Here is a 19,165-nt window from a genome sequence, read left to right as displayed (position 1 = left end):
GTGCACCCCCGGCGGGGGCCACAAATCGGGGGAACCGAGAGAGCGGGGCAGGCAAGAAGTGCCGCAACTCGTCATCGAGATCAACGGACAGCAGCGGACTCTGGAGCCCGGGCGGTCCTACACCATCGGGCGCAACCCGCAGTCGGACTTCCCGTTCGACGACGCCAGGGTCTCTTGGCACCACGGGACCATGAGCTTCAACGGCAGCGGTTGGCAGCTGGACGACCACGGCAGCACCAACGGCACGTACGTGGCCGGCGCCCGCACCATGCAGGCCCAGCTGTACCCCGGTGCGCTGGTCAACCTGGGCAACCCGGAGAACGGCCCCCGGCTCGCCTTCTCCGCCCCCGTGGCCGCCACCGCCCCGCAGGCGACCCCCGTGCACGAGGCCGTCACCAGCCGCGGGCCGGTGCCGGACGCGCAGCCGCCGGTCCAGCAGAACTGGGCGCCGCAGGCCCCCCAGCAGCCGTACCAGCCGCAGCCGCAGCCCGGTGCGTTCCCGCACCAGCAGGGGTACCCGGGGCAGCCGCAGCCCGGCTTCACCCCGGACCCCTTCGCGCAGGACGGCTTCCCGTCCGCGCCGCAGCGCGGTGGCGGCGGCCCGCAGCCGACCGTCATCCGCAACCTGACCGCCGCGATGCGGACCGTCCGGATCGGCCGCGCGCTCGACAACGACATCGTGGTGTCCGACCTCCAGGTCTCCCGCCACCACGCCGAGCTGCGCCAACTCCCGGACGGCCGCTACGAGATCGTCGACCTCGGCAGCCACAACGGCATCTACCTCAACGGCCAGCGGGTCCAGCGTCAGCTGATGGGCCCGCAGGACCGGCTGACCGTCGGCCACTCCGGCTTCCAGCTGGTCGGCGACCAGCTGCAGGAGTTCGTCGACAACGGCGCCGTCTCCTTCTCCGCCCGCCACCTGACCGTCGAGGTCGAGCACAAGGGCGGCAAGAAGGTCCTGCTCAACGACGTCAGCTTCGGCCTCCCGGAGAAGTCCCTGGTCGCCGTCATCGGCCCCTCCGGCTCCGGCAAGTCGACCCTGCTGCGCGCCCTCACCGGCTACCGCCCGGCCGACCGCGGCGAGGTGCTGTACGACGGCCGCAACCTCTACAAGCAGTTCGCCGAGCTCCGCTCCCGGATCGGCCTGGTGCCGCAGTCCGAGATCCTGCACCGCGAACTGACCGTCCGGAAGGGCCTCAAGTACGCGGCCCGGCTGCGCTTCCCCGGCGACACCGAGGCGAAGGAGCGCGACGCCCGGATCGACGAGGTGCTGTACGAGCTGCGCCTCGACAAGCGCGCCGACAACAAGATCACCGCGCTCTCCGGCGGCCAGCAGAAGCGCGTCTCGGTCGCCCTGGAGCTGCTCACCAAGCCCTCGCTGATCTTCCTGGACGAGCCCACCTCGGGCCTCGACCCGGGCATGGACCGCGAGGTCATGCAGATGCTGCGCGGCCTCGCCGACGACGGCCGCACCATCCTGGTCGTCACCCACTCGGTGGCCGAACTCGCGCTCTGCGACCGGCTGCTGGTGATGGCGCCGGGCGGCTCGGTGGCCTACTTCGGCCCGCCGGACGAGGCCCTGCACTTCTTCGGCTACGAGACCTGGGCGGACGTCTTCCAGGCCTTCGAGAACTACCCGGACCACGACTGGGCCGGCCGCTACCGCGGTTCGGTGCACTACCAGCAGTACTCCGCGCCGACCGTCGAGGCCGGCGAGGTGCAGCACGCCCAGGTCGCCCAGGAGGCCGTCAAACCGCCGAAGCCGCAGAGCTGGGGCTCCCAGCTGTGGACGCTGATGCGCCGCTACATGTCCGTCCTCGCCTCCGACCGCGGCTTCCTCGCGCTGTCGGTGCTGCTACCCGCCGTCATCGGCGCGGTCAGCGTGCTCGTCCCCAACGAGGCCGGCCTGGCGGCGAACCCGAAGACCCAGCTGCACCTCAACAGCGGCGCCGCGACGATCATCATGATCATGGCCATCGGCGCCTGCTTCTCCGGCGCGGCCAACTCCGTCCGAGAACTCATCAAGGAACGGGCGATCTACGAGCGAGAACGAGCCACCGGGCTCTCCCGCTCGGCGTACATGATGTCCAAGATCATCGTGCTGGGCGTGTTCAGCGTGATCCAGGGCGCCATCATCTCCGCCGTCGGCTTCCTGCCGCGCAAGCTGCCCCAGCACGGCCTGCTGGTCAAGAACCTGCCGATCATCGAGATGACCATCGGCATGATCCTGCTCAGCTTCACCGCGATGATGTTCGGCCTGATGATCTCGGCCCTGGTCAAGACCTCCGAGAAGACCATGCCGCTGCTGGTCATGTTCGCCATCGTCCAGGTCGTCTTCACCGGCTGCCTGTTCCAGATCTTCAGCAAGCCCGGCCTGGAGCAGGCCGCCTGGCTGATGCCCGCCCGCTGGGGCACCGGCATCGTCGCCACCACGCTCGACCTCTCCAAGCTGATGGGCCCCTGGAACAAGGACTTCGAGCACCCCAAGTACGACCCGCTGTGGCACCAGAGCGTCGCCCAGTGGTCGATCGACGCGGCCGCGCTGATCGCCATCTCGGTCGTCATCGGCGTGATCGTCACCCGGCTCCAGCGCCGGCACGAGCCCGAGGTCATGCAGAAGGGCTGACGCCCGGTTCGTCGCTTCGCCGGAAGGCGGTCCTCCCCACCGTGGAGAGGGCCGCCTTCCGGCGTTCGCGGGCCTCCTGGGCCGCAGGTCCTAGGCCTGTGGACCCGCACCCGGGGCGGCCCCGGACGGACGCGACCGCCCCCGCGGCGGCGGTAGTTTGGCCGTATGCCCAGCACCACCGGCGGCCCCGGCCCCGAGGACGACCCGCTGCCCGCCTGCGACCCGCTCGCCGGGATCGCCGCCGTCAGCCGCGCCCTGCTCGCGATGAGCCGCCACCTGGAGGTCCGCGAGGTGCTGCGCCGCATCACCGCCTCCGCCCGCGAACTGCTCGACGCCGAGTACGCCGCCCTCGGCGTGCCCGACGACCACGGCGGCTTCGCCCAGTTCGTCGTCGACGGCATCACCGACGAGCAGTGGCGGGCGATCGGCCCGCTGCCCCGCCAGCACGGCGTGCTCGCCAAGATGCTCCACGAGACCGTCCCCACCCGGCTCGCCGACGTCCGCCGGGCCCCCGCCTTCGGCGGCTGGCCCGAGGCCCACCCCGAGATGGACGCCTTCCTCGGGATGCCGATCCTCGACACCGACGCCGCCGAGGACGAACCCCCCGTCATCGGCGTCATCTTCCTCGCCAACAAGCGCGGCGGCGGCCTGTTCACCGACCACGACGAGGAACTGCTGCGCATCCTCGCCGCGCACGCCGCCCTCGCCCTCACCAACGCCAGCCTCTACGAGCGCAGCCGCGAACTCACCCTGGCCGGCGAACGCGCCCGGATCGCCCACGACCTGCACGACGCCGTCTCGCAGAAGCTCTTCTCGCTGCGCCTCACCGCCAAGGCCGCCGCCAAGCTCGTCGACCGCGACCCGGCCCGGGCCCGCGCCGAACTCGCCGAAGTCGCCCGGCTCGCCGCCGAGGCCGCCGACGAACTGCGCGCCGTCGTCGTCGAACTGCGCCCCGCCGCCCTGGAGGAGGACGGGCTCAGCGCCACCCTCGCCTCCCAGGTGCAGCTCCTCGACCGCGCCCACACCGCCGACCTCGCCTACGCCGCGGACGGCGTGCGCGCCCTGCCGCCCGCCCAGGAGGCCGCGCTGCTGCGCGTCGCCCAGGAGGCGCTGCACAACGCGCTGCGCCACTCCGGCGCCCGCCGGGTCACCGTCACCCTGGCCGGGACGGCCGCGCGCGGCGCCGTCCTGCGGGTGCGCGACGACGGCCGGGGCTTCGACCCCGACACCGTCCGCCGGGCCGGCCGCCACCTCGGCCTGGCCTCGATGCGCGACCGCGCCGCCGCCGTGGGCGGCACCCTCACCCTGGAATCCGCCCCCGGCCGGGGGACGCTCGTCGAGATGGAGGTCCCCGGTGCCTGACAGCACGCCGTCGATCCGCGTCCTGCTGGTCGACGACCACCAGGTGGTCCGGCGCGGACTGCGCACCTTCCTGGAGGTCCAGGACGACATCGAGGTCGTCGGCGAGGCCGCCGACGGCGCCGAGGGCGTCGACCGGGCCCGCGAACTCGACCCCGACGTCGTCCTGATGGACCTCAAGATGCCCGGCGTGGACGGCATCGAGGCGCTGCGCACCCTCAAGGACGAGGGCAGCCGCGCCCGCATCCTGATCGTCACCAGCTTCACCGAGCACCGCACCATGGTCCCCGCGCTGCGGGCCGGCGCCGCCGGGTACGTCTACAAGGACGTCGACCCGGAGGCACTGGCCGGCGCGATCCGTTCGGTGCACGCCGGCCACGTGCTGCTCCAGCCCGAACTGGCCGAGGCGCTGCTCTCCGACGAGGGCCCGCGCGCCCCGCAGGGCCGCGGCGGCACCCTCACCGAGCGCGAGCGCGAGGTGCTCGGCCACATCGCGGACGGCCGCTCCAACCGGGAGATCGCCCGCAGCCTGCACCTGTCCGAGAAGACGGTGAAGACCCACGTGTCGAACATCCTGATGAAGCTGGACCTCGCCGACCGCACCCAGGCCGCGCTCTGGGCCGTCCGCAACGGCGAGGCCGGCCCCGGCAGCGCCTAGCGGGCCTCGCGCTCGTCCACCAGCGCGTTGTACGCCGCCACCTGCGCCCGCCGGGCGGTGCGCCGCAGCGGCGCCAGCACCGACTGCCGGGCCGCCATCTCGGAGGCGCTCACCGCCGCGCCGTGCCCGTCCGCGGCGATCGCCAGCAGCGCCGACACCTGCCGCGCCGACTCCAGCACCCGCACCGCGCGCGGCGGGTAACCGGGCGCCAGCAGCTCGGCGTGCCCGCGCCGGCGGTACGCCTCCAGGGCGCGCAGCGCCCCGGGCCCGGCGCCGGCCACGTCCAGCCGGGTCAGCAGCAGCGTCGCCTCGCGCAGCCCGTCCGCCAGCTCCCGCTCGGCCTCGTGCAGCGAGGGGACGTCGGCCGGCGGGGTGTCGCCGACCTCGGCGCAGCGCCACAGCACGGTGGCCGAGCGGTCCCCCTCCGGGCCGTACACGGTGACCTCCGGCACCAGCCCGAGCGGCACGCCCACCGCGAGCACCGCCTCGCCCGCGCCCATCGCCAGCTCGTTGAACGCCGCCGGGCCGGTCAGCCCCAGCGGGTGGCCGGCGGACGGCAGCGCCAGCCGCAGGCCCTTCGCGCCGAGCACCCGCAGGCGCCCCAGCGCCCAGGTGAGGCCGTGCCGGTCCGCCGGCCCGTCCCCGGGCAGGCCGGTCACCCGGTGGCTCTCGTCGGCGCCCTGGACCGCGGCGGCGGCGTCGTCCGGCGGCACCAGCCCGGCGAGCAGGGCGTTGCCCCAGGCGGTCAGCCGCCCCGAACGGGGCTCTTCGTACGGATTGTCGGCAGGAGAGGCGAGCATCCGGCCAGCCTACGGAATCGGCGGTCATCCGGGTGGCGTAGGTTTGCCCATGCGCGTGCGGCGCACCGACCCCGTGCCCACCGGCTGCCGGGGCCGGGAACGCCGCCCGCATCGACGGCCGAGAATTCTGTTTTGGGGAAGGCGTGGGCATGAGCGACGTGCTGGAGCTGGTGGACGTATCCGTGGTCCGGGAGGGGCGCGCGCTGGTCGACCAGGTCTCGTGGTCCATCTCCGAGGGTGAGCGCTGGGTCATCCTGGGCCCGAACGGCGCCGGCAAGACCACCCTGCTGCAGATCGCCTCCTCGTACCTGTTCCCGACCTCGGGCAAGGTCTCGGTGCTCGGCGAGAAGCTGGGCGAGGTCGACGTCTTCGAGCTGCGCTCCCGGATCGGCCTGGCCGGCGCCTCGATGTTCGACAAGCTGCCGGCCGAGCAGACCGTGCTGCAGACCGTGCTCACCGCCGCCTACGGCATGACGGTCAGCTGGCAGGAGACCTACGACCAGTCCGACGAGGGCCGCGCCCTCGCGCTGCTCGACCGGATGGGCATGGCCGGCCTCACCGCCCGCAAGTTCGGCACCCTCTCCGAGGGCGAGCGCAAGCGCACCCTGATCGCCCGCGCCCTGATGACCGACCCCGAGCTGCTGCTGCTCGACGAGCCCGCCGCCGGCCTGGACCTCGGCGGCCGCGAGGACCTGGTCCGCCGGCTCGGCGCGCTCGCCCAGGACGAGTTCGCCCCGTCCATGGCGATGGTCACCCACCACGTCGAGGAGATCGCCCCGGGCTTCACCCACGTCCTGATGATCCGTCAGGGCAAGGTGCTCACCGCCGGCCCGATCGACACCGAGCTGACCGCCCGCAACCTCTCCAAGTGCTTCGGCCTGCCGCTCACCCTGGAGCGCCACGGCGACCGCTGGTCGGCGCAGGGCCTGCCGCTGGGTTAGCCCCTTCGCGGGGGTGATGGGAACCGGTCGCACCTGCGACCGGTTTCCGCCCCTGGACCTGCGGGAACCGTCCCCCGAAGACCCCTCGCTCCCTAGGATGGTCGGTGTGGACAGCTGGATCTGGTGGCTCCTGGCCGCCGCGGCCCTCGGCATACCGCTGGTGCTCACCGCGGTGCCGGAGTTCGCGCTGTTCGCCCTCGGTGCGGTGGCCGCCGCCGTCGTGGCCGGGCTCGGCGCGGGCGTGGTTCCGCAGGCCGTGACCTTCCTGGTGGTCTCGGTCGGCCTGGTGGCCTTCGTCGGCCCGATCGCCCGTCGGCAACTGCGGACGGGCCCGCAGATCAAGATGGGCATCGAGGCGCTGAAGGGTGCCACCGCGGTCGTCGCGGAAACCGTCGACGGGGAGGGCGGCCGGATCAAGCTGAACGGCGAGATCTGGTCGGCCCGCGCGCTCCACCCGGGCCAGGTCTACCAGCCGGGGCAGCAGGTCGACGTCGTCGAAATCCAGGGCGCGACCGCCCTGGTCGTCTAGGGGAGAGTCCGTGGAACCCGTCCTTATCGTTTTGGTCGTCCTGGTCGTGGTGGCCTTCATCGCGCTGATCAAGACGATCCAGGTCATCCCGCAGGCCAGCGCCGCGATCGTGGAGCGCTTCGGCCGCTACACCCGGACGCTCAACGCAGGGCTGAACATCGTCGTCCCGTTCATCGACCGGGTCCGCAACCGGATCGACCTGCGCGAGCAGGTCGTGCCGTTCCCGCCGCAGCCGGTGATCACCCAGGACAACCTGGTCGTCAACATCGACACCGTCATCTACTACCAGGTGACCGACCCGCGGGCGGCCACCTACGAGGTCGCCAGCTACATCCAGGCGATCGAGCAGCTGACCGTCACCACCCTGCGCAACATCATCGGCTCGATGGACCTGGAGTCCACCCTGACCTCCCGCGAGGTCATCAACGCCGGCCTGCGCGGCGTGCTGGACGAGGCCACCGGCAAGTGGGGCATCCGGGTCAACCGGGTCGAGCTGAAGGCGATCGAGCCGCCGACCTCCATCCAGGACTCGATGGAGAAGCAGATGCGTGCCGACCGGGACAAGCGCGCCGCGATCCTCACCGCCGAGGGCCAGCGCCAGGCGCAGATCCTCAAGGCCGAGGGCGAGAAGCAGGCCGAGGTGCTCAAGGCCGAGGGCGAGGCCCAGGCGGCGGTGCTGCGCGCGGACGGTGAGGCGGCCGCGATCCGGACGGTCTTCGAGGCCATCCACGACGGCGACGCCGACCAGAAGCTGCTCGCCTACCAGTACCTGCAGACCCTGCCCGAGCTGGCCAAGGGCGACGCCAACAAGCTGTGGATCATCCCCAGCGAGGTCGGCGACGCGCTCAAGGGCCTCGGCGGCGCCTTCAACGGGCTGACCGGCAACGGCCACGGCAACGGCGGCGGCATGAACGGCGGCGCGGTCGCGGCGCCCAGCGTTCCGGCGGCGGCGCCGGCGGCCACCCAGGTGCCGATCGACCCGGCCTCCGGGCCGCGCCCGGTGGACACCGAGAAGGGCGCCGCCCGGCCGCGGGTCGACCCGGCGCGGGAGTACCGCAAGATCGACCCGGAGTGATCGGACCGCGAACTCCGGAGAGGGCCCGCTGCCGTACGGTGGCGGGCCCTCGGCGTTCCCCGCCACTGTGGCGTGCGTCCCGAATGGCGGGCGGGTCTGGTCGGGGGAGCGGGCCGTCCGGCATGATCACGTCGGGCAGGACCACGAGAAGAGGTGACCCGTGACGCTCTGGGAGGCGATCGCCGTCCTGGTGGCCGGCGTGGGCGCCGGGATGATCAACGTCATCGTCGGCTCCGGCACGCTGATCACCTTCCCGGTGCTGCTCGCCGTCGGCATCCCGCCGGTCACCGCCAACGTCTCCAACTCCTTCGGCCTGGTGCCCGGTTCGCTCAGCGGCGTGATCGGCTACCGGCGCGAACTGGCCGACCAGGGCCGCCGGCTGCTGCGCCTGGGCACCGCCTCGCTGCTCGGCGGGCTGGTCGGCGCGCTGCTGCTGATCAAGCTGCCGAAGGGCGCCTTCGACGCGATCGTCCCGGCGCTGATCCTGCTCGCCCTGGTCCTGGTGGTGGTCCAGCCCCGGGTCGCCAGGGCCGTCGCCGCCCGGCGGCGCCCCGGCGGCGACCCGGACGGCAGCCCGGTGCTGCTCGCCGGTGTCTTCCTGACCGGCATCTACGGCGGCTACTTCGGCGCCGCGCAGGGCGTGCTGCTGCTGGCGCTGATGGGCATGCTGCTGCAGGAGGACCTGCAGCGGATCAACGCGGTGAAGAACGCGCTGGCGCTGATCGTCAACGCCGTCGCCGCCCTGTTCTTCCTGTTCACCTCGACGGTGAACTGGACGGCCGCCGGGCTGATCGCGGTCGGCTCGCTGGTCGGCGGCGCGCTCGGCGCCAAGGTCGGCCGCCGACTGCCGCCGGTCGCGCTGCGCGCGGTGATCGTGGTGGTCGGGCTGGTCGCCGTCACCAAGCTGCTGCTGAGCTGACCGCTCCGGTAGCTGAACTTCATTGTGATCGTACGGAATTCGGAGGAATGTGAGATGGCCCTGGAGATGCGCGAGTCGTGCGAGCGGTGCGCGGTGTCGCTGACGGCGGACGGCCCCGCCTCGATATGTTCCTTCGAGTGCACCTTCTGCCCGGACTGCACCGCGGCGATGGCCTCCGCCTGCCCCAACTGCGGCGGCGAGCTCGTGGTCCGTCCGCGCCGGAAGGTCGCCTGACCCGCACCACGACCCCGAACGGGAGCGCTTCGATGAGCAGCAGGGCACGGCTGAGCGAGGACGAGATCACGGCGGCCCTGGCGGGCCTGCCGCGCTGGACCCGGGAGGGCGACAGCATCGTCCGCTCCGCCGTCGCCCCCGACTTCCCGGCCGCGATCCGGGCCGTCGTCGCCGTCGCCGAGCAGGCCGAGGCGCTCGACCACCACCCGGACATCGACATCCGCTGGCGCAGCCTGCGCTTCGTCCTCTCCACCCACAGCGCCGGCGGGCTCACCGGTCTGGACCTCACCCTCGCCGCCCGCATCGACGAGGCCCTGCGCGCGGAGTCGGCGGACGCCTGAGCAGGCGGAGGTTCCTCCTCCGGACCGCCGTGAGATGCTGACTGCCGCATCGGCAGGCAGGGCGGCTCGGAGGGACGGAACGGATGGCGCAGGAGCCCTTCGGAGACGCCCACGCCGGGCAGCAGCCCTGGTACCCGCAGGCGCAGCAGCAGGACTGGCAGGGCGGTGCCCACCAGCAGCAGGCCTGGAACCCGCAGGCCCAGCAGGAGTGGCAGGGCGGCGGCCACTACGCGCCGCAGGGCGGCGATCACTACGAGCCGCAGGGCGACTACGGGCAGGCCGGCTACGGCCGGACCGGGTACGTCGAGGGCGGCTACCAGCAGGATCCCTATCAGCAGTACCCGCAGTACCAGCAGGACCCGCAGTACCAGCCCTATCAGCAGTACCCGGACCACGGGCAGCAGCCCGCCGCGCCGGACGGGCTGTACGCGCCGGAGGGTGCGGAGTACTCGGCGGACGGCTACGTCCAGCTCGCCGAGGAGCCGCAGCCGGAGCCCGTGGAGGAGGAGCCGCCCGCCGAGCCCGCCATAGCCGACGAGCCCGCCCGGTCGGCCGGGTCCACCCGGTCTTCGCGGCGTGGTGGGGGCGCTGGCGGCGGCCGGTCCGGCTCGTCCTCGTCGCTGACGGACCGGGCCAAGGCGGCCGCCGGCGCCGTCCTGACCGGGGAGCACGTGCCGAGCCGCCGGGCGCTGCTGGTGCGCACGGGGGCCGGGGTCGCGGCGCTGGCGGTGCTGGTCGCGGCCGGGCTGACGGTCGGCGCCGAGAGCGGTGACAAGGCCGCCGCGGACAGCGGCGGCGAGCCGGGCTTCGCCGTCGCGCACACCCGGGCGTGGGCCGCCCAGCCCGCGGCGGCGGCGCAGCCGGGGGCGGACGACACCCTGGTCGGCAGCTGGCTGCTGGGTGACGCGGTGGTCCGGGCCGACGCCGCCGGCGTGCACGCCTACGACCGTACGGGCGGCAAGCCGACCTGGACGGTCGAGCCGCCGGCCGCCGGAGCCGTCCCGTGCGGGCTGTCCGCGACCGTGAACCGGGCCGGGCTGGGCGCGGCGCTGTTCCGGGCCCAGGCCGATCCGAAGACGCCCTGCACGCTGGTCGCGGCCGTGGACACCAAGACCGGCAAGACCGCGTGGACGAAGACCGTCTCGGACGCCAAGGGCGCGTACACCGCGCGGATCGGCGTGACCGAGGACCAGGTGGTCGCGGTCGGCGACGACCGGGCGATCGCCTGGGCGGCCGCGGACGGCAAGGACGTCTGGCAGTACACCGGGCAGGGCAAGTTCTGCACGCTCTCCGGCGGCGTCACCGGCAAGACCGTGCTGGTCGCCTCCTCCTGCGCCGACTCGACCCCCGCCGACCAGGCCGTCGCGCTGAACGCCGCGGACGGCAAGGTGAGTTGGTGGCGGGGCCTGAACAACCAGCCGAAGACCGTCACGGTGCTCTCCGCCGAGCCCGCCGTCGTCCTCACCACCGGCGGGAAGCCCGAGGACGACCGGGTGTTCGCCTGGGGCGCCGCCGGCGACCCGGCCGCCGAGATCCCGGTGGTCGCGGACGGCGGCCGGCTGGACGTCGCCCACGGCACGTTTTCGGCCACTCCGGAGGTCTACTTCCAGGACCGCACGATGATCGCCTCGATCGTGCCGACGAGCGGCAGCGGCGGCGGCCCGGTCACCGTGGCCGGCTACGACCTCGACACCGGCAAGCAGCGCTGGAAGGCGCAGTCGTCCGCCAAGGGCGCCGTCCGGCTGGTCGGGCTCGACGGCGGCGCGCTGGTGCTCGCCGCCGACGAGCGCCGCGACCAGCCCGCCCGCCTCAGCCGGTTCCCGGTGGCCGGGGGCCAGGAGGCGACCGGCGGGAACTTCCCGCCCGGTACGGGCTCGCTGCTGGTGTCCGGGCGGGTGCTGATCGGCGGCGGGCAGGTGGTCGTGGTGCCCGAGCACTCGGGCACCTTCGGGACGGCGGCGGGCTACCAGGCGAAGGGCTGAGCCCGGCGGGTACCGGGACTCCGGTGACCGGGCCGGAGCCCGTGACCGTGGTCGCGCCCGTGACCGTGACCGTGACCGTGGGCTCAGGCCGCCGGGACCGCCTGCGCGGGCTGCCCCGGGATCGCGGGCAGCCAGTCGGCCAGCTCCCGGGCCTCCGAGCCGCGCAGGCCGAGCGCCAGCATCAGGGTCGCCTGCGGCGTCGGCACGAACGGCCGGCGCAGCAGCCGCATCCCGGCCTGCTCGGGCGTCCGGTCGGCCTTGCGCTGGTTGTCCTCCGCGCACGCGGCCACGGTGTTCATCCAACTGTCCTCACCACCACGCGACTTGGGCTGCAGGTGGTCCACCGTGGTGCCCCGCCGCCCGCAGTACGCGCACAGGTGCTGGTCCCGGGCCAGGACACCCCGCCTCGACCACGGGGCCTGTTGTCGGAACGGCACCCGGACGTACCGCTGCAGTCTGATCACCCGGGGCACCGGGACGGTCACGCCCGTCCCCCTGATCGAGCGCAGCGGGTGCGCCTGCTCCACCACCGCCTTGTCCTGGAGCACCAGGACGACGGCGCGCTGGAGCGACACCGTCGTCAGGGGCTCGTAGCTCGCGTTCAGAACCAGCGTGTTGCGCACTCGGCACACCCTTCCCACGGGCGTGCCACGGCAGCACGACCGTCTCCACACACGTCACTGCCGCCGCGCGGCGGCGGAACCACTCTGAATGGGCACACAGCCGACGAACAACGGAATTTCCGGTGTCGGGGAGGAACCCGGGGGAGTATCCGGGCGGCCCCGGCCGGGTGCCTCGGCGAAAACTCCCTGGCGGGAACCGCGTAGGCTCTACCAGGCTGGAGTCGTACCGACCCGGGGCCCCTCACCGAATCGGGGCCGAGCCGGGCGGACGCCCGATCGAAGGAGAAGCGTGACCGTGACGGACATCGTCGACGAGCTGCGGTGGCGTGGGCTGATCGCCCTGTCCACCGACGAGGACGCACTGCGCAAGGCGTTCGCGGACGGCCCGGTCACGTTCTATTGCGGCTTCGACCCCACGGCGCCCAGCCTGCACCTCGGCAACCTGGTGCAGATCCTCACCATGCGTCGCATCCAGCAGGCGGGGAACCTCCCGCTCGGCCTGGTCGGCGGCGCCACCGGCCTGATCGGCGACCCGAAGCCCACCGCCGAGCGCGTCCTCAACGACCCCGAGACGGTGGCCGGCTGGGTCGAGCGCCTGCGCGGCCAGATCTCGCGCTTCCTCGACTTCGAGGGGCCGTACGCGGCGCGCATGGTCAACAACCTGGACTGGACCTCCGGGATGTCCGCCATCAGCCTGCTGCGCGACGTCGGCAAGTACTTCCGCGTCAACAACATGATCGCCAAGGAGGCCGTCGCCCGGCGGCTCAACTCCGACGCGGGCATCAGCTACACCGAGTTCAGCTACCAGATCCTCCAGGGCATGGACTTCCTGGAGCTGAACCGCCGCTACGGCTGCACCCTGCAGACCGGTGGCAGCGACCAGTGGGGCAACCTCACCGCCGGCAGCGACCTGATCCGCAAGGCCGAGGGCAAGTCCGTGCACGCGCTGGCCACGCCGCTGATCGTCAAGGCGGACGGCACCAAGTTCGGCAAGACCGAGTCCGGCACCGTCTGGCTCGACCCCGAGCTGACCACCCCGTACGCCTTCTACCAGTTCTGGCTGAACGCGGACGACCGGGACGTCTCCAACTTCCTGCGGATCTTCAGCTTCCGCTCGAAGGAGGAGATCGAGGAGCTGGAGCGCGAGACCACCGAGCGCCCCGCCGCCCGCCTCGCCCAGCGCGCCCTCGCGGAGGAGCTGACCACGCTCGTCCACGGCGCGGAGCAGTACGAGCGCGCGGTCGCCGCCTCCAAGGCGCTGTTCGGCCAGGGCGACCTCGCCGACCTGGAGGCCCCGACCCTCGCCGCCGCCCTCGCCGAGGTGCCCAAGGCCGAGGTGACCGAACTCCAGCCGGTGGTCGACCTGTTGGTCGCGGTCGGCCTGGCGCCGAGCCGCTCGGCCGCCCGCCGCACGATCAAGGAGGGCGGCGCCTACCTCAACAACGTCAAGGTGACGGACGAGGAGGCCGTGCCCACCGAGGCCGACCTGCTGCACGGCCGCTGGCTCGTGCTGCGCCGCGGCAAGCGGAACCTGGCGGCGGCGGAGCTGGTGCCGGCGTCGGCGTGACCGAAACCCGATGCCGCTGAGCTGCGGTTTCGACCACCGAGGGCGGGATCCAGCCGGATCCCGCCCTCGACGTTTGACGATGTCCTCCAGGTGGCCTAGTGTTGAACGAGTCGCTGGAGCGGCCATCCACTCAGCAAGACCCATCTCTCACTCCTGAACGCCCATTCGGTTGGGTTCGTTGGCGTTTCCGTCAACCGGGGTGAGCGTGAATTTCGGGTGACAACCGAAATGCGCTAATGTGGAGGACGTCGCAGAAAGCGACCCCGACCAGTTCGGGAAATCGGATGAATGAAACTCCGGAAAACGGAGCGGAAAACATCTGATAAGCTGGAAACACGAAAGAACGAAGCCCGGAGGGCCCGCTGGAAGGCGGCTCGAAGGAAGCGTCCGTTCCTTGAGAACTCAACAGCGTGCCAAAAGTCAACGCCAGATATGTTGACATCCCCGGCCTCAGGTTTCCTGGGGTTGGAGATTCCTTTTGAAATAAACACTAGCGAGGACGCAGTGCGCGGGGCCGCCCTATTCCGGTGGTTGCCGTGCCGCTCAACGCGGGTGTGGACCGGATTACCGGTAAACATTCACGGAGAGTTTGATCCTGGCTCAGGACGAACGCTGGCGGCGTGCTTAACACATGCAAGTCGAACGGTGAAGCCCTTCGGGGTGGATCAGTGGCGAACGGGTGAGTAACACGTGGGCAATCTGCCCTGCACTCTGGGACAAGCCCTGGAAACGGGGTCTAATACCGGATATGACCTGGGAGTGCATGCTCCTGGGTGTAAAGCTCCGGCGGTGCAGGATGAGCCCGCGGCCTATCAGCTTGTTGGTGGGGTAACGGCCCACCAAGGCGACGACGGGTAGCCGGCCTGAGAGGGCGACCGGCCACACTGGGACTGAGACACGGCCCAGACTCCTACGGGAGGCAGCAGTGGGGAATATTGCACAATGGGCGAAAGCCTGATGCAGCGACGCCGCGTGAGGGATGACGGCCTTCGGGTTGTAAACCTCTTTCAGCAGGGAAGAAGCGCAAGTGACGGTACCTGCAGAAGAAGCACCGGCTAACTACGTGCCAGCAGCCGCGGTAATACGTAGGGTGCGAGCGTTGTCCGGAATTATTGGGCGTAAAGAGCTCGTAGGCGGCCTGTCGCGTCGGATGTGAAAGCCCGGGGCTTAACCCCGGGTCTGCATTCGATACGGGCAGGCTGGAGTGTGGTAGGGGAGATCGGAATTCCTGGTGTAGCGGTGAAATGCGCAGATATCAGGAGGAACACCGGTGGCGAAGGCGGATCTCTGGGCCATTACTGACGCTGAGGAGCGAAAGCGTGGGGAGCGAACAGGATTAGATACCCTGGTAGTCCACGCCGTAAACGTTGGGAACTAGGTGTTGGCGACATTCCACGTCGTCGGTGCCGCAGCTAACGCATTAAGTTCCCCGCCTGGGGAGTACGGCCGCAAGGCTAAAACTCAAAGGAATTGACGGGGGCCCGCACAAGCAGCGGAGCATGTGGCTTAATTCGACGCAACGCGAAGAACCTTACCAAGGCTTGACATATGCCGGAAACATCCAGAGATGGGTGCCCCCTTGTGGTCGGTATACAGGTGGTGCATGGTTGTCGTCAGCTCGTGTCGTGAGATGTTGGGTTAAGTCCCGCAACGAGCGCAACCCTTGTTCTGTGTTGCCAGCATGCCTTTCGGGGTGATGGGGACTCACAGGAGACTGCCGGGGTCAACTCGGAGGAAGGTGGGGACGACGTCAAATCATCATGCCCCTTATGTCTTGGGCTGCACACGTGCTACAATGGTCGGTACAAAGGGCTGCGATGCCGTGAGGCGGAGCGAATCCCAAAAAGCCGGCCTCAGTTCGGATTGGGGTCTGCAACTCGACCCCATGAAGTTGGAGTTGCTAGTAATCGCAGATCAGCATGCTGCGGTGAATACGTTCCCGGGCCTTGTACACACCGCCCGTCACGTCACGAAAGTCGGTAACACCCGAAGCCGGTGGCCTAACCCGTAAGGGGAGGAGCCGTCGAAGGTGGGACCAGCGATTGGGACGAAGTCGTAACAAGGTAGCCGTACCGGAAGGTGCGGCTGGATCACCTCCTTTCTAAGGAGCACATAGCAGCTTCGGGCGAATGTCCCGGAGTGCTCGCTCATGGGTGGAACGTTGACTATTCGGCACAGGAAGAGATCGGATCGTTAGTACTGCCTTCGGGCGTGGAACGTGGTCGGGGATTGACTGTGTCGGGCACGTTGTTGGGTCCTGAGGGAACGGAAACGTTGTCTCAGTGGTTGCCGGTCCCATGCTTGTTGAGGTGGGTGACTGGTCGTTGTTTGAGAACTGCACAGTGGACGCGAGCATCTGTGGCCAAGTTTTTAAGGGCGCACGGTGGATGCCTTGGCACTAGGAACCGATGAAGGACGTGGGAGGCCGCGATAGGCCCCGGGGAGCTGTCAACCGAGCTTTGATCCGGGGGTGTCCGAATGGGGAAACCCGGCAGTCGTCATGGGCTGTCACCCGCTGCTGAACACATAGGCAGTGTGGAGGGAACGCGGGGAAGTGAAACATCTCAGTACCCGCAGGAAGAGAAAACAACCGTGATTCCGGGAGTAGTGGCGAGCGAAACTGGATGAGGCTAAACCGTTTGGTGTGAGACCCGGCAGGGGTTGCCATAGGGGGTCGTGGGAATGAGCTTGATCGGTCTGCCGGCCGGTCGGCGAGTCAGAAACCGTATGGGTAGTCGAAGGACATGCGAAAGGTCCGGCGTAGAGGGTAAGACCCCCGTAGACGAAATCTGTACGGCTTGCTTGCTCATCTCCCAAGTAGCACGGGGCCCGAGAAATCCCGTGTGAATCTGGCGGGACCACCCGCTAAGCCTAAATATTCCCTAGTGACCGATAGCGGATAGTACCGTGAGGGAATGGTGAAAAGTACCGCGGGAGCGGAGTGAAATAGTACCTGAAACCGTGTGCCTACAAGCCGTGGGAGCGTCGTCAGTCAGCTTGCTGGCTGGCCGTGACTGCGTGCCTTTTGAAGAATGAGCCTGCGAGTTTGCGGTGTGTAGCGAGGTTAACCCGTGTGGGGTAGCCGTAGCGAAAGCGAGTCCGAATAGGGCGACTGAGTTGCATGCCCAAGACCCGAAGCGGAGTGATCTAGCCATGGGCAGGTTGAAGCGCGGGTAAGACCGTGTGGAGGACCGAACCCACCAGGGTTGAAAACCTGGGGGATGACCTGTGGTTAGGGGTGAAAGGCCAATCAAACTCCGTGATAGCTGGTTCTCCCCGAAATGCATTTAGGTGCAGCGTCACGTGTTTCTTGCCGGAGGTAGAGCACTGGATAGGCGATGGGCCTCACCGGGTTACTGACCTTAGCCAAACTCCGAATGCCGGTAAGTGAGAGCGTGGCAGTGAGACTGTGGGGGATAAGCTCCATGGTCGAGAGGGAAACAGCCCAGAACACCGACTAAGGTCCCTAAGCGTGTGCTAAGTGGGAAAGGATGTGGAGTCGCAGAGACAACCAGGAGGTTGGCTTAGAAGCAGCCACCCTTGAAAGAGTGCGTAATAGCTCACTGGTCAAGTGATTCCGCGCCGACAATGTAGCGGGGCTCAAGCACATCACCGAAGTCGTGTCATTGCAACGTGAAGGCCTAACGCGTTGCTGTGATGGGTAGGGGAGCGTCGTGTGCCGGGTGAAGCGGCGGTGGAAACCAGTCGTGGACGGTATACGAGTGAGAATGCAGGCATGAGTAGCGATACAAGAGTGGGAAACTCTTGCGCCGATTGACCAAGGGTTCCTGGGTCAAGCTGATCTGCCCAGGGTAAGTCGGGACCTAAGGCGAGGCCGACAGGCGTAGTCGATGGACAACGGGTTGATATTCCCGTACCCGCTTTGAAGCGCCAACGCTGAACCTTCTGATGCTAAGCCCGTGAAGCCGTCCCGGAGCCTTCGGGCAAAGGGAAGTGGTGGAGCCGGTGACCCAACGGGGTAGTAGGTGAGCGATGGGGTGACGCAGGAAGGTAGTCCAGCCCGGGCGGTGGTTGTCCCGGGGTAAGGGTGTAGGCCGAGTGATAGGCAAATCCGTCACTCATTAAGGCTGAGACCTGATGCCGAGCCGATTGTGGTGAAGTGGATGATCCTATGCTGTCGAGAAAAGCCTCTAGCGAGTTTCATGGCGGCCCGTACCCCAAACCGACTCAGGTGGTCAGGTAGAGAATACCGAGGCGTTCGGGTGAACTATGGTTAAGGAACTCGGCAAAATGCCCCCGTAACTTCGGGAGAAGGGGGGCCATTCCTGGTGACGAGTCTTGCACTCCGAGCTGGGGGTGGCCGCAGAGACCAGCGAGAAGCGACTGTTTACTAAAAACACAGGTCCGTGCGAAGCCGTAAGGCGATGTATACGGACTGACGCCTGCCCGGTGCTGGAACGTTAAGGGGACCGGTTAGCTTTGATTCGTCGAGGCGAAGCTGAGAACTTAAGCGCCAGTAAACGGCGGTGGTAACTATAACCATCCTAAGGTAGCGAAATTCCTTGTCGGGTAAGTTCCGACCTGCACGAATGGCGTAACGACTTCTCGACTGTCTCAACCATAGGCCCGGTGAAATTGCATTACGAGTAAAGATGCTCGTTTCGCGCAGCAGGACGGAAAGACCCCGGGACCTTTACTATAGCTTGATATTGGTGTTCGGTTCGGCTTGTGTAGGATAGGTGGGAGACTGTGAAAGCCCAACGCCAGTTGGGTGGGAGTCGTCGTTGAAATACCACTCTGGTCGTGCTGGATGTCTAACCTGGGTCCGTGATCCGGATCAGGGACAGTGTCTGGTGGGTAGTTTAACTGGGGCGGTTGCCTCCTAAAGGGTAACGGAGGCGCCCAAAGGTTCCCTCAGCCTGGTTGGCAATCAGGTGTTGAGTGTAAGTGCACAAGGGAGCTTGACTGTGAGACTGACGGGTCGAGCAGGTACGAAAGTAGGGACTAGTGATCCGGCGGTGGCTTGTGGAAGCGCCGTCGCTCAACGGATAAAAGGTACCCCGGGGATAACAGGCTGATCTTCCCCAAGAGTCCATATCGACGGGATGGTTTGGCACCTCGATGTCGGCTCGTCGCATCCTGGGGCTGGAGTAGGTCCCAAGGGTTGGGCTGTTCGCCCATTAAAGCGGTACGCGAGCTGGGTTTAGAACGTCGTGAGACAGTTCGGTCCCTATCCGCTGTGCGCGTAGGAGTGTTGAGAAGGGCTGTCCCTAGTACGAGAGGACCGGGACGGACGAACCTCTGGTGTGCCAGTTGTTCTGCCAAGGGCATGGCTGGTTGGCTACGTTCGGGAGGGATAACCGCTGAAAGCATCTAAGCGGGAAGCCTGCTTCGAGATGAGCACTCCCACCTCCTTGAGAGGGTAAGGCTCCCAGTAGACGACTGGGTTGATAGGCCGGGTATGGAAGCCCTGTGAGGGGTGGAGTTGACCGGTACTAATAGGCCGAGGGCTTGTCCTCAGTTGCTCGCGTCCACTGTGTTGTTCTGAAA

At 68.7% G+C, this 19,165-nt stretch carries 13 protein-coding genes and 2 rRNA genes; 13 read left to right on the top strand and 2 right to left on the bottom strand.

From position 1 onward, the window contains the following. Positions 1 to 58 precede the first annotated feature (58 nt). From AB2U05_RS08180 to AB2U05_RS08170, 3 genes are all read left to right on the top strand, one after another. Positions 59 to 2,626, top strand: a complete 2,568-nt coding sequence (locus AB2U05_RS08180; protein ID WP_369182891.1) for an FHA domain-containing protein — start codon at positions 59 to 61, stop codon at positions 2,624 to 2,626. A 264-nt stretch (positions 2,627 to 2,890) separates the two neighbouring features. Then, the gene (locus AB2U05_RS08175) at positions 2,891 to 3,988 is read left to right on the top strand and encodes a GAF domain-containing sensor histidine kinase (protein WP_244178879.1); all 1,098 of its coding nucleotides are present in this window, start codon (positions 2,891 to 2,893) and stop codon (positions 3,986 to 3,988) included. Continuing rightward, complete coding sequence (locus tag AB2U05_RS08170; protein WP_045699459.1) at positions 3,981 to 4,643, top strand: response regulator transcription factor; 663 nt, start codon at positions 3,981 to 3,983, stop codon at positions 4,641 to 4,643. Before AB2U05_RS08175 ends, AB2U05_RS08170 begins: the two co-directional genes overlap by 8 nt. Here the strand turns inward: AB2U05_RS08170 and AB2U05_RS08165 are convergent. Next, the gene (locus AB2U05_RS08165; protein WP_369182890.1) at positions 4,640 to 5,443 is read right to left on the bottom strand and encodes a hypothetical protein; all 804 of its coding nucleotides are present in this window, start codon (positions 5,441 to 5,443) and stop codon (positions 4,640 to 4,642) included. The genes AB2U05_RS08170 and AB2U05_RS08165 overlap by 4 nt on opposite strands. Before the next feature lie 149 nt (positions 5,444 to 5,592). Here AB2U05_RS08165 and AB2U05_RS08160 point away from each other — a divergent pair, with 149 nt between their 5' ends. The 7 genes from AB2U05_RS08160 (at position 5,593) to AB2U05_RS08130 (ending at position 11,464) form a co-directional block, all read left to right on the top strand. Further along, positions 5,593 to 6,384 (top strand): ABC transporter ATP-binding protein, encoded by a 792-nt coding sequence (locus AB2U05_RS08160; RefSeq protein ID WP_045699461.1) that lies wholly within the window; start codon positions 5,593 to 5,595, stop codon positions 6,382 to 6,384. A 97-nt stretch (positions 6,385 to 6,481) separates the two neighbouring features. After that, positions 6,482 to 6,913: an NfeD family protein gene (locus tag AB2U05_RS08155; RefSeq protein WP_045699463.1), complete on the top strand. Its 432-nt coding sequence runs from the start codon at positions 6,482 to 6,484 to the stop codon at positions 6,911 to 6,913. Between the two features lie 10 nt (positions 6,914 to 6,923). Further along, a complete protein-coding gene (locus tag AB2U05_RS08150) occupies positions 6,924 to 7,988 on the top strand; it encodes an SPFH domain-containing protein (RefSeq protein ID WP_045699465.1) in 1,065 nt (354 codons plus the stop codon). A gap of 160 nt (positions 7,989 to 8,148) precedes the next feature. After that, positions 8,149 to 8,907, top strand: a complete 759-nt coding sequence (locus AB2U05_RS08145) for a sulfite exporter TauE/SafE family protein (protein ID WP_045699467.1) — start codon at positions 8,149 to 8,151, stop codon at positions 8,905 to 8,907. Between the two features lie 54 nt (positions 8,908 to 8,961). Further along, positions 8,962 to 9,141: a DUF1272 domain-containing protein gene (locus AB2U05_RS08140; RefSeq protein ID WP_045699470.1), complete on the top strand. Its 180-nt coding sequence runs from the start codon at positions 8,962 to 8,964 to the stop codon at positions 9,139 to 9,141. A gap of 32 nt (positions 9,142 to 9,173) precedes the next feature. Then, positions 9,174 to 9,482, top strand: coding sequence for a 4a-hydroxytetrahydrobiopterin dehydratase (locus AB2U05_RS08135; protein ID WP_045699472.1), 309 nt, complete (start codon positions 9,174 to 9,176; stop codon positions 9,480 to 9,482). 83 nt (positions 9,483 to 9,565) lie between these two features. Beyond that, a complete protein-coding gene (locus tag AB2U05_RS08130; protein WP_369182889.1) occupies positions 9,566 to 11,464 on the top strand; it encodes a PQQ-binding-like beta-propeller repeat protein in 1,899 nt (632 codons plus the stop codon). Between the two features lie 83 nt (positions 11,465 to 11,547). Here the strand turns inward: AB2U05_RS08130 and AB2U05_RS08125 are convergent, their stop codons facing one another. Next, a complete protein-coding gene (locus AB2U05_RS08125) occupies positions 11,548 to 12,087 on the bottom strand; it encodes an HNH endonuclease (protein WP_045708873.1) in 540 nt (179 codons plus the stop codon). A gap of 295 nt (positions 12,088 to 12,382) precedes the next feature. Between AB2U05_RS08125 and tyrS the strand changes: the two genes are divergently transcribed. From tyrS to AB2U05_RS08110, 3 genes are all read left to right on the top strand, one after another. Next, a complete protein-coding gene (gene tyrS, locus AB2U05_RS08120) occupies positions 12,383 to 13,654 on the top strand; it encodes a tyrosine--tRNA ligase (RefSeq protein ID WP_369185927.1) in 1,272 nt (423 codons plus the stop codon). A gap of 577 nt (positions 13,655 to 14,231) precedes the next feature. Continuing rightward, positions 14,232 to 15,755 (top strand): 16S ribosomal RNA (locus tag AB2U05_RS08115). Between the two features lie 259 nt (positions 15,756 to 16,014). Then, positions 16,015 to 19,134: ribosomal RNA gene (locus tag AB2U05_RS08110) — 23S ribosomal RNA — on the top strand. The 16S and 23S rRNA genes sit together here, the layout of an rRNA operon. The last annotated feature ends 31 nt before the right edge of the window (positions 19,135 to 19,165 follow it).

It is taken from the genome of Streptomyces sp. Y1 (genome assembly GCF_041053115.1).
Lineage (GTDB): Bacteria > Actinomycetota > Actinomycetes > Streptomycetales > Streptomycetaceae > Kitasatospora > Kitasatospora rubellomurina.
The sequence above is the reverse complement of the archived record's forward strand: the minus strand, read 5'-3'. Positions and strand labels throughout refer to the sequence as shown.

What these genes read in the sequence shown, in the direction of transcription:
- AB2U05_RS08155 (WP_045699463.1), top strand. Translation starts at nt 6,482, where the DNA reads ATGGTCGGTGTGGACAGCTGGATCTGGTGGCTCCTGGCCGCCGCGGCC.
- AB2U05_RS08165 (WP_369182890.1), bottom strand. Translation starts at nt 5,443, where the DNA reads ATGCTCGCCTCTCCTGCCGACAATCCGTACGAAGAGCCCCGTTCGGGG.
- AB2U05_RS08140 (WP_045699470.1), top strand. Translation starts at nt 8,962, where the DNA reads ATGGCCCTGGAGATGCGCGAGTCGTGCGAGCGGTGCGCGGTGTCGCTG.
- AB2U05_RS08135 (WP_045699472.1), top strand. Translation starts at nt 9,174, where the DNA reads ATGAGCAGCAGGGCACGGCTGAGCGAGGACGAGATCACGGCGGCCCTG.
- AB2U05_RS08130 (WP_369182889.1), top strand. Translation starts at nt 9,566, where the DNA reads ATGGCGCAGGAGCCCTTCGGAGACGCCCACGCCGGGCAGCAGCCCTGG.
- AB2U05_RS08160 (WP_045699461.1), top strand. Translation starts at nt 5,593, where the DNA reads ATGAGCGACGTGCTGGAGCTGGTGGACGTATCCGTGGTCCGGGAGGGG.
- AB2U05_RS08175 (WP_244178879.1), top strand. Translation starts at nt 2,891, where the DNA reads ATGAGCCGCCACCTGGAGGTCCGCGAGGTGCTGCGCCGCATCACCGCC.